Origin of the sequence: Lacticigenium naphthae DSM 19658, assembly GCF_000425865.1 — a bacterium.
Classification (GTDB): domain Bacteria; phylum Bacillota; class Bacilli; order Lactobacillales; family Carnobacteriaceae_A; genus Lacticigenium; species Lacticigenium naphthae.
In genome coordinates, this window is the sequence record NZ_AUEG01000007.1 from 20902 (window position 1) to 32810 (window position 11909).

8 protein-coding genes are annotated in these 11909 nt (G+C 35.9%); all 8 read right to left on the bottom strand.

What is annotated here, in order from left to right; translation table 11 throughout:
- Window positions 1-88: 88 nt before the first annotated feature.
- Complete coding sequence (locus tag H626_RS0106770; RefSeq protein WP_027108677.1) at window positions 89-1147, bottom strand: bifunctional glycosyltransferase family 2/GtrA family protein; 1059 nt, start codon at window positions 1145-1147, stop codon at window positions 89-91.
- A gap of 17 nt (window positions 1148-1164) precedes the next feature.
- A complete protein-coding gene (locus tag H626_RS0106775) occupies window positions 1165-2925 on the bottom strand; it encodes a hypothetical protein (RefSeq protein ID WP_027108678.1) in 1761 nt (586 codons plus the stop codon).
- 502 nt (window positions 2926-3427) lie between these two features.
- Window positions 3428-5764 carry a glucosaminidase domain-containing protein gene (locus tag H626_RS0106780; RefSeq protein ID WP_027108679.1) on the bottom strand — a complete coding sequence of 779 codons (2337 nt, stop codon included), beginning with the start codon at window positions 5762-5764 and terminating at the stop codon, window positions 3428-3430.
- A 38-nt stretch (window positions 5765-5802) separates the two neighbouring features.
- On the bottom strand, window positions 5803-6651 hold the full coding sequence (gene rfbD, locus H626_RS0106785) for a dTDP-4-dehydrorhamnose reductase (protein WP_027108680.1): 849 nt from the start codon (window positions 6649-6651) through the stop codon (window positions 5803-5805).
- A 67-nt stretch (window positions 6652-6718) separates the two neighbouring features.
- The gene (gene rfbB, locus H626_RS0106790; RefSeq protein ID WP_027108681.1) at window positions 6719-7699 is read right to left on the bottom strand and encodes a dTDP-glucose 4,6-dehydratase; all 981 of its coding nucleotides are present in this window, start codon (window positions 7697-7699) and stop codon (window positions 6719-6721) included.
- Window positions 7696-8268: a dTDP-4-dehydrorhamnose 3,5-epimerase gene (gene rfbC, locus H626_RS0106795; RefSeq protein ID WP_027108682.1), complete on the bottom strand. Its 573-nt coding sequence runs from the start codon at window positions 8266-8268 to the stop codon at window positions 7696-7698. The genes rfbB and rfbC overlap by 4 nt, the downstream gene beginning before the upstream one ends.
- 16 nt (window positions 8269-8284) lie before the next feature.
- Window positions 8285-9154, bottom strand: a complete 870-nt coding sequence (rfbA, locus tag H626_RS0106800; protein WP_027108683.1) for a glucose-1-phosphate thymidylyltransferase RfbA — start codon at window positions 9152-9154, stop codon at window positions 8285-8287.
- Between the two features lie 147 nt (window positions 9155-9301).
- Window positions 9302-11803, bottom strand: a complete 2502-nt coding sequence (locus H626_RS0106805; protein WP_027108684.1) for an N-acetylmuramoyl-L-alanine amidase — start codon at window positions 11801-11803, stop codon at window positions 9302-9304.
- Window positions 11804-11909 lie beyond the last annotated feature (106 nt).

Here is an 11909-nt window from a genome sequence, read left to right on the forward strand (position 1 = left end):
CTACATTTGTACCATCCTTTATTCCTTGCATCTTCACCTCGACATAGCAAGCGAAGTGAAGTTTCGATAATTTTTTTATGCATATTTTTTAAAATACAAGGGATTTTTGAATACGGTAACTGAAAAAGAAAAGTAGCCCATCAATCAGTACCTTGATAAAGATTTCACTTATCCCAGTCAGTGAATAGAAAAAATAAACCAATGCGGCAGAACTTGCCACCTGGAGGACTACCAGCAAATAATACTTAAATACCGTGGACTGGATATTTTTCTCGCTTTTGAATACGTACAGTTTATTCGAACCATAATTAAAAAGCGAGGATATTATTCTTGCCAGGATGGACGCCAGCACGATTCTCCTACTAGCAGTCAACGTACCCAATAGGACGATGAATAGCTGGAAGAAGGAAATATCAATGAGGAATGACATCAAGGAAACACCCATGTATTTGAAGAAATTTCTGAACAGCAGTCCGTATATTTCAAGGGAATCCATCACTGGTCGGAAGTGGCTCTCGCTGTTTCCATTCAAGTAGATTGTCTGGATAGGAATCTCCTTTATATCAACTTTGTTTTTCACAGCTGCAATTAGCATATGGATTTCGTAATCAAACCGTTCACCAAACAGTTTGATGAATTGAGGTAATATGTCCTTAGTTATTCCCCTCAATCCTGTTTGCGTATCATTGATGGTTTTTCCGTACATTAATTTGAACAGCACCTTTGTCACCTTATTACCGAGCTTGCTTTTGATCGGGATGTCACCCTTATCAAACTGCCTAGTTCCCATAATAAGCGATGTAGCGGAGCCGATGAGTTCCTTATGGACCTTAATCACATCCTCCACCAAGTGCTGTCCATCTGAATCGACTGTTATCAGTCCAGACCATTGTTTCTGATTTGGCAGGTTCATAAAATAATTGATGGCATTTTTTAATGCTCTACCTTTACCCAAGTTTGTGGCATGACACATCAATGTGACTTCACTGTATGCCTCAAGTTTATCGAATAAGGGTTTCTTTTCAGGAGCACTCCCATCATCCACGACCAGAATAGAATCGAATCCGAATTGAACCAGATTTTCTACATATGTCAGCAATTCACTATCCGGATTGTATGCGGGAATGACGATTAAACACTTTTTCATAATTTCTCCTCACAAATCTAGTTAATTTGGATGATCATCTTGGAGCCATCAAGGTTATTCCTTTCCAGCAGGTCCATAATATATTCATCTTTTTCAATCAGAACAACATGTGCGTTTTTACGTTCCGTGATAACTTCCTCGATATTGCTTTTGTTGATTATCTTTACATACGGACTTCGCAATTCATATTTGGCAATATAAGTCAGTATTCCTGCTTTATTCAATCTGTCATTGTCCGATTTATAGATATAAAATTCACCAGTTTCCGGTATATCTTCACCTTCTATCACATCACTGAAAATACTCCGGACAGAAGAAGGTGACTGGTATTTACCCAGCAAATCACTGACATCGTGCCTCCCAGGAAGGAACAGATAAACGGCTAGCAGTATCACAGAAAAAGTTTTTAGTGTAATAGTAGCCGGTTTGCTGAAGACAGTTTTTTGATTCTGCACTAAAAAGTAAATCAACAATAACCCATACAGATACATGACAATCGTCAAATTATACCGTTCATACCCAGCTAGATTGATCGCCTCCCCGATTGGCATTGAGAATAGGTACATCGCCCACAGCCCCGCTTGATAAACAATATACAGAAGTATGGACGAACAAAACAATTTCCACTCACGGTAATTATTGACCCCATTCCTTCTGAAAATCATCTTGGAGAGAGCAACGACCAAGAATGTCACGAGCACCATCATAAATATCCTGACATCCGGTGTTTGGGTGTTGACCATCCGATCCAGAAACGTTTTTGTGATCAGTTCAATATCTTCAGGAGTCTTCGATTCCATTATGGCTTGATAATTCTCAAGTGATACGGAATGCTTGGCTTCCCGTCCGCTTGGAAAGACAAAGTCTACGTGTTTCGTCCATAAATAGCTGAAGAAATACGGAACGGCGAAACTCATTACTGAAAGAGAAAGGTTTTTGTTGTTAATCCCTTTTGACTTCAACAAAAGCCCTGCATACAATATAGAATTTATCAGCACAAACAGGATGCTACTGTTTTTTATGATCATCAAAAACGCAAGGATTGGCAGGATGACTAGAAAAGATTTTTCCATGGTTTTCTCACGAAAGTTATGTAAGAGGATCGCTGTCACTCCCAACCCAATCAGAGTCAGTAAAGTATCAACTGATAACATGAAAATGGAATTATTCGCCGTGAAAAAAAAGAGTGTAGCTATCAATATCAGCACCGTATTGACTATCTTATTTTTCTTGACGAAAGCAAAAAACACGGTTATACTCGCCAAGAGCAACAGACTCTGACCAAATAACAATATACCCTCGGATTCCCCGAGTATTTTCCCAATGAAGTACATAAAATTAGCACTCCCAGTGGGATAGGACTGGAAAGTTATCAGTTCAGAGGCAAAATTTGGCATTTGATCGTTCAGGACCAACTCCCGGGCAACCAGACCCCAGTGAGAAAAGTCATCGTATTCTGAGAAACGGACTCCCTTCAGCAAGATAGCTAAGTAAGCTATCATTCCTAAAAAGTAGCTCATACCAAGTGACGGAAAGAGTTTCCGGAGTTTCCGGTTAACAATCAGATAGATTAAGTAAAATAAAGAAAATCCAATAAGGATCAGTATCGATTCCTGCATGACGTTCAACAATCCCGCCATAAAACTTACCAGACCGATTGATGAAAATACAAAAAGCGGAATGAAATCCTTTTTTATGTTCAGTTCAATCAACGAAAATTCGAATAGTCCGAATAGAACCACCATCAAAAATACAAATCGAATTATTAACTCTAACATTCCCTCACCTTTTCCCTGAATTGTAAGACAAAAAAGACAGTTCCCCCACGTCCCCCACTATAGGTCAATTTCCAGTGATGAGGGCACTTTTCCCATTATAATCGCTATTCCCTTTTTTAGAAAGAGCACCCGACAAAAACAATCGAAATTTACTATACCATACAAACAAAAGAGGTTGTACAATAAATGACGTTGGTGAGAAAATTAGGTTGTACAATAAATGACGTTGGTGAGAGAATTACTCACTAACGTCATTTTTTTCATCTATATAGAAAGCAAGTGAGTTCTCCTGTAGAATAATAGTCCACGAAAACATCACCTAAGGAGGAACTCACTTGCCTACATCAAATGATATACAAAAATCGTGTAAGCAAGTTCGTTAGAACTCACCAACACGATTTATTATAGACCCCAATTTTTTTGCAATTAAATAATCATTAAACAAGAAAACTCTTCTACGTCTTTTCAGGTATATATTATATAATAATGCTTTTTTAAAGGCCTATTTCACGAAAGGTTTCACTGCTATCCCGGGTGCATCACCATTTTTTTCTACCAAAATGATTTCTATTGCTTCCAATCTTTTAGCCTTTCCTTCAGTTCCCGCTGGTTCTCCATTTTTAGCCCAGTCAAGCCACCCATATGTTTCTGAATGAACCCTGTAGTAAACATCATAATCATTTGCCACTTCTTGAACTAATCTGATTTGTATAGCTTCAAGTCTTTTTCTTTCACCCGTTGTTCCAGACAATGAGCCATTCCTGACCCAATTTTGCCAACCTATTTTTTCAACGTGTGCTTTATATTCTATAGCTCCTGAATAGGCCAGATTATCTAATTTTATTTGAATGGATTCTAATCGTCTAGACAATCCTGTGGACCCTGCAGTGTCCCCTTCGTTAAACCATCCTTGCCATCCACTAGTTTCAATGTGTGTTTGATAAGATAATATTGGCCTCGTATTTTTCCTAAATATTTCTTTATTTCCCCCTGAGACCCCGTAATCTTTTGGAACTAATTTAGATTGCATTCCAACTATATAATCCTGATTGTTTATATTTCCAGCAATAGTTCCATTTTTGTTCCAACCTTGCCATCCTTTATTATTGATATTCACTCTATAATAGACATCGAAATGATAAGCCATTTCACCTTCTAGCACAATTTTCATAGCATCGATTGCTCTAGTAGAATTCATTATTCCGCTATCTTGTCCATTATTTTGCCAGCTTAACCAAGCATCAGAATTGCTTCCTTTAAGATGGGAAATAAACCGAACATTCCCTGTTTCAACTGTGTTTTCTAAATTTACTTTTAATGCTTCAAAATTAAACGCTGAAGTTCCGCCTCCAAGTGTTTTTCCATCAATTGAATCGCTGCTCCATTTTTCATCTATTTTGGAATTGTACATGGCATAAGAAATTTTTGGAACTAATTTAGCTTCAATCGCTTCAATTCTATAATCGAATAATTCGGTTCCGGTTATTTCACCATTTTTGGCCCAATCCATCCAACCAATTTTTTCAACATGTATTCTATAATAGATATCATAATAGTCCGATTTACTCCCGGTCAGTTTCATTTTAACAGATTCGATTCTCTGATTTTTCCCTTTGGTTCCTATCCATGTGCCGTTGCCCATCCAGTCAGTCCATCCTTGTGATTCGACAAACCCTGCATACTGGATTCCCAACTCAGGAATTCCTTTGATATTGAATTGAATTGCTTCGATTCTCCTTGATTCTCCTACAGTCCCGCTTAGTTGCCCGTCTTGAACATTTTTTTGATCCCCCACTCTTTGAACATGGCTCTGATAATTCAAAGTTGGTGTTGGGTCATATTGATATAATTTATATCTTGAAATTATTGCATTCAGTTTATGAGGATAATTCGGATCTGTTGCATATCCCGCATCTTTTAAAGCTTGCGTAGCATGACGATATGTTGGTGAAGCACTCATATTGACATTTTTATATCTTGTTTTTTGTAAAAAATTTGCCTGATCCAGAAAAGCTTCGTCATACGATGGATATACTCTAAATTCATCCATAATTGTAATATAATATCCGCCTTCTGGATGCGTTTTATCAACAATCCATTCTTGAGTGGGAACTGTAATATAATCCCCTGAAAAATCTCCACTAGCTTTTATCCCGAACATTTGGTGATAAGGCGGTTGGGATAATGAACTGTTTCCCCAGCCTGACTCTAGAATAGCTTGGGCAAGCATAACCGAAGGATATAAATTATATTGTGTAGCATATTTTTTTGCTAAAGGAGCAAATTGATCAAGGAAAGACTGTGTTGGGGAGATACTCGCCATTCTAAACATCATCACAGATTGTTGCCCGTCTTCTTCCATGATATCCATTGCCTTTTTCCTATTTTCTTCTACCGAATAAACCTCTGGGTAAATAGGGTTCGATTGAGCAGTATTCTCTATCTCAGCTAAATCACTCGTATTAATTTGTGATTCAGTTGAGTTATCCTCGGAGATTGTATCTTGGGGCTTCTCTTCTACTACAGCATCTATTGACTTCGATACGTCGTCTGAATTTGTTTCTTCGATTACTTCATATGTACTGTCTTTTTCAATAACAGCGTCTTGACTGGTATTTGAAAGATCATCAGAAATAATGGCACCATCTTGGATTGTTTCTTCTTCACTATTTACAGATTCTTCTGCATCTATTACTGTTTTTTCTTCAACTGGTTCTTTAAATTCCTCTTCAGTATTTTGATATTCCTGAGATTCAACTGCCATAACAGCACTTGGAATAAAATTAGTCGCCACAAATGTTAGTACGACTAATTTTTTGAATAATTTATTTCTCATCATTACTTAAAAACTCCATTCTCATAATTATTCTTCGATTTTTACGATTTGTTTTCTATTATCGTTTTAAAAGACGCCAAAGCTTGTTGCCAGGTAGGGATTTCAAAGCCTGTTTTTTTAGTTTTCTCTAAACTTAATATGGAATGTTGTGGCCTTTGTGCTTTTTGTGGATATTCTTCACTCGTTACTGGATCGATTGTAATCTCTTTGTCTTTTAAAATTTCTTTGGAAAATTCATACCAACTACATTCGCCATCGTTTGAAAGATGATAAATACCATATGGTACTTCTTTTTCAATCAGATAGATCATGAATTCAGCTAAAGTTCTTGTCCAAGTAGGTCTCCCATACTGATTGTTTATAACTGCTAGTTCTGACTTTGTTTCGGACAATTTCAACATGGTATATACAAAGTTTTTTCCGTATTGACCAAATACCCAAGACGTACGAACGATATAATACATTGAAAGGTGTTTTTGCACCATTTCTTCTCCTTTTAATTTCGCTTTTCCATACTCGTTGATTGGATCAGGAGTGTCTGAAGTTAAATATTCATTTTCGTTTTTCCCATTAAAAACATAATCAGTACTTATATAAACCATTTTGGCTTGCCTTTTTTTACAGGCCTTTGCTATATTTTCAGTTCCCAAAACGTTAACTTTATAATTCAGCTCTTTCCCGTCATCTTCTGCGTTATCGACAGCTGTATAAGCGGCACAATGAAAAACAATAGTCGGCTGAACTTCGTTAAATACTGCGCTGACTTTTGAAGAATCTGTAATATCCATTTCATCAGAGTCACAGCCAAAGTATTCTAATTCCATTTCATCTAACAATTGTTGCAATTCTTGTCCAAGTTGACCATTTGCACCCGTAATCATGATTTTCATTTTACACAACTCCTTTTTTAAAAATAGAATAATGAGAAAAGATGGCAGTGTCTTTTCTCATTGTTCCTCACAACTTTGCTTTTTCTTTCAACGGTTTCCACCATTCTACATTTTCTTTATACCATTCTATTGTGTCATTGATCCCTGTGTCAAATGTATATACTGGCTTCCATCCTAACTCATTTTCAAGTTTCGTAGGATCAATTGCATAACGTTTATCATGGCCTAGTCTATCTTCTACATACGCAATTAAATCTTTTGAAACATTCAGTTTATTTACTATCGTATGAACAATTTCATTATTCGTTCTCTCATTATGTCCACCTACGTTATACACTTCTCCCTTTCGACCATTTTTAAGGACCAGGTCGATTGCTTGACAATGATCTTCCACGTGGAGCCAATCGCGTATATTTTTTCCATCTCCATAAATAGGTAAGTTTTTCCCCTCCATTGCATTAGTGATCATGAGTGGGATTAATTTTTCAGGAAAGTGGTAGGGACCATAGTTATTAGAACATCTAGTTATGTTGACATTCATTCCATATGTTTCGTAGTAGGAACGCACCAGCAAGTCTGCACTTGCTTTGCTGGCCGAATAAGGGCTATTGGGGGCTAACGGAGTCTCCTCTGTGAAATAGCCTTCTTCACCTAATGAACCATATACTTCGTCTGTCGAAACTTGTAAATATTTATGAACGCCGTATTCTTTCGCCACATTCAGTAAAGCTAACGTTCCTTTTACATTTGTTTCAACAAAAATTTCAGGATTCGTTATACTTCTGTCTACATGTGATTCAGCTGCAAAATTGACAACATGAGTGATGGTATATTCTTTGATTAAATAACTGACTAATTCAGTATTTGTAATATTTCCCTGAACAAAAATATGTTGGGAATTATTCTGTAAATCATCTAGATTATGAATATTTCCAGCATACGTCAATAAATCTAAATTTATGATTTTATCATCCGGATGATTTCTCAGCATATAATGAACAAAATTACTCCCTATAAAACCGGCACCACCTGTAACTAAAATATTCATTTTTCTTCTTCCTTCCATACAAATGGATTATTGATTTCACTCAATTTTGGATGGTGTTTATCCTTTTCGGACAATATGACACTATTTAAATTCATTGGCCATATGATCCCTATATCCGCATCATCAAAGGCAATCCCAGCATCATGCTCTTTGGAATACAGTTCGTCTACTTTATATTGAACGTTACAATTTTCTGTTAAAGTAATAAAACCATGTGCGAATCCTTTTGGAACGAGCAATTGTCTATGATTATGTTCACTTAATATAAAGCCTTCCCATTTTTCAAACGAAGGAGAGCCTTTTCTTAAATCAACAATGACATCATAAATAGCTCCAGTTGTACACCGAATCATTTTTGTTTGTGCCTTTGGAGGCATTTGAAAATGCATCCCTCTTAACACTCCGGGCTCTTTTGATAAAGAATGATTATCTTGTATAAAATTATTGTTTATACCCATTTTTTCGAATTTGTTTTGTGTGTAACTTTCTGTAAAAAAACCTCTATGGTCTCCATAAACATCCGTTTCGATTAAGACAACATCTTGAAGGGAAGTATCTATCAGTTTCATATAACACACTCCTCGTTTATTTTTCGTTTGAGATTCTTAACAAATACTTCCCATACCCACTTTTCTTTAGCGGTTGAGCTAATTCGTTTAACTTTTCTTTTGATATATATCCCATACGATATGCAATTTCTTCTAAACAAGCCACTTTGAAATTTTGTCTTTTTTCTATTGTTTCTATAAACATACCAGCTTCTAGTAATGATTCATGAGTTCCTGTATCCAGCCAGGCAAATCCACGACCCATTAATTGAACATCTAACCTGTCTCTACGCAAGTATTCCTGATTGACATCTGTTATTTCAAGTTCCCCTCTTTTTGAAGGTTTAATATTTTTTGCGATTTCAACAACCTCATTATCATAAAAATATAATCCTGTTACAGCGTAATTACTCTTCGGTATTTCAGGTTTCTCTTCGATAGATACTGCTTTCATAGTCTTATCAAATTCAACGACACCAAATCTTTCTGGATCATTTACATGATAGCCAAAGACGGTTGCTCCTTTTGGTTTTTCGGCTGCGGATTGAAGCATTTTTGATAATCCACTACCATAATAGATGTTATCACCCAATATTAGACAAACTGAATCGTTACCTATGAATTCTTCTCCAATAATAAACGCTTCAGCTAACCCATTGGGTTTCTCCTGAACGGCGTAAGAAAATTTCACCCCGATTTCATCCCCAGTACCCAAAAGTGTTTCAAATCTTGGTGTATCCTCCGGAGTTGAGATAATCAATATTTCTTTTATACCAGCCAACATCAAAGTCGAAATAGGATAATAAATCATCGGTTTATCATATATCGGCATCAACTGTTTAGATACAGCTTTCGTAAGAGGATATAATCTAGTTCCACTACCACCAGCTAATACAATACCTTTCATAATTTCACTTTCCTTTCTAAATAACCGTAACCATTATATCATACTAAAAACGTAAAGAATTAAACCACCTTATTGAAAGTATATCTATCATTACATCACATAGTCAATTATTTAAAAAAAGGTTGAGAGTGAACTCAACCTTTTTTGTCAGTATAAGTATTCTAAAATACCATTAACATAACCTCTAGCCAATTTTTCTTGATAACTGTTTTGTACCAATCGTGCACGCTCAGTAGGATTGTCGATATAACCAAACTCTATCAAGGCAGAAGGCATCAACGTTTCTCTTAATACATGGAAATTTGCTTGTCTAACTCCACGATCTTCTTCACGAGCTTTTGCTCCTGAGGATTCCACAACATTCGCATGAATTGCATTCGCCAATTTAGAACTCTCTAGGATTCTATTAAAATCATTTGCTAAAGGGTTGTTAGTAGTTCCAGATTGATTGTAATAGTAAGTTTCAATTCCTTTTACTGTACCGTTAAAGGCATTGTGATGGATACTTAAAAATATATCCGGTTTTAATGTATTAGCTTTTAGGGATCTCTCTTTTAACGAATATGTCTGATCACCCAATCGAGTCTGTTGAATAGTTATTGGTCGATTATTTATTTTTTTGTCTTTTAACATGCGTACAACTTTTTGAGTAACGCTAAAATTTAAATTTTTTTCATAGATACCAGCTGAGGTCGCCCCTGAATCGTTCCCTCCATGTCCTGAATCAATGTAAACAATTACTGGTCTTTCAAATGATTTTTTGTCTAATTCTGGGCCTGTCCCTTTTTTAAATAATTTCACTTCAATTGCTTCTATTCTTTTAGCTAATCCTTCAGAGCCAGACTTCATTCCGTTTTTTGTCCAACCTAACCAGCCATAACTCTCTATATGAGTTCGGTAATAAACATCATATTTTTGTGACATTTCACCAGTTAATCTGACTTGAATCCCTTCCAGCCTTCTAGCCAATCCCACAGTCCCGGCCGTACTCCCATTACTATAGTAGTCAGTCCAGCCGACTTTTTCAATATGAGCTGTATATTCTATAGAACTATTTGCTGGAAAATTCTCTTGGAAAATTTCAATAGCTTCCATTCTTTTTTCTTGTCCAGTAGTCCCACTCATCATTCCTTCTTCAACTTGCTCTAACCAGCCAAGCTTTTGAATATGTGTTTTATAGGTTATCGAGGGAGCAACATATTTTTTAAAAGGGTTGTCACCTTTTATTAAAGAATTGTCCTTTTTATTCTTAATCGAAACTTCGATTGCTTCTAGTCGATAATCAAATCCTTCTGTTCCAGCTGTTTCTCCATTTTTTGTCCAGTCAAGCCAACCAAATTTTTGTGCATGGACTCTATAATAAACGTCAAATTCCCCTGAGTCTTCACCACTTAATCTGATTTTAATCGCTTGGATCTTTTTAGACTGTCCGATACTTCCCGCAATTTCCCCCTCATTATGCCAATCAGACCATTGATTATTTTCACTCAAAATAGAATATTGAACGTTTACTTTATCCGTGTTCATTATATCTAGTTGAATTGCTTCAATTCTTTTCGATTCATTGATTGTCCCCGATAATGTCCCATTCTGTACAATATCCATCCATCCATATTTTTGAACATGAGACTGATAAGTAAGCTTAGGATATTCATTGACAATAAATGGTTCAGTTGTTTGCATCTCTTCGACGACTTCATCTTTATGCGCTAGGTCTATATCAATCGCTTCAATATGCTTATCGTAATCTTTCACACCTGCTGGTTGTTCATTATTAGCCCAATCAAGCCATCCATAACTCTGAGAATGCACACGATAAAAAAGATTATATTCCTCAGATTCTTCTCCAATCAACCTCAAACGGACAGCAGATATTTTTAAATTTTCATTAGTGATTTCTGAATGTCCCCATTCACTCCATCCGATTCCATCAGTATAAGTTGAAATCTCAATAGCCAGGTTCAAAGAATCATCTATTTCAGTTTTCAATCCTTTAATTTGCTTGGATTTTCCAACGGTCCCCGCAAAGTCACCATGAACACCATTATATACCCAACCACCATCATCCGTTTGAACAGCGTAATCCAACACAGAATCTGTGACAGCTATTTTTTCTTCTTGAACAATAGCTAAAGAATTAGTATCTGCTATTACTTCATTAGTCTTAGAGATACTGTCTCCTTCAGTGTTTTTGTTTTCGCTAACCTCGAATGATTCTTCATCCTCCACTAACAAATTTGCTGATTCTTCCTCCTCGACAGTAATTGTCTCTGTCGCTTTGATCCATCCAATTTCTTCATCATTTAAATATATATTAAGCCATTCATCTATTGCACCATCATCTACTTTAAAAGTTGCTTTCACTTGAAAAGCTACTTCTTTCCATTCAGTTTGATAAGAAATTTCATTACTTTCTAAATGTGGTTCCGAAAAAACATGTTGTTCCGGAGAAACAATTTCCACTTTATATGTATAACCTATTTCATTAATATTGTCTTTCCAATTTTCATCATAAAGAACTGAGGTTGTTTCGACCTGTTCATTAGTTAGAACTTCTTCCTGTGCATATACCTGATCCATATTGATATACGAAATAAAAAATAAACTCAAAAAAACTAATCGAATAAATTGTCTGATTTTCTTCTCCATATTTCACACTCCTTTTTCCTATTTTTATTTTACCATTGCGCATATTAAAGAAGAATGGTTATTTTATAAAAACCTCTTACTGTATGACAACAAAAAAAGTTTCTGA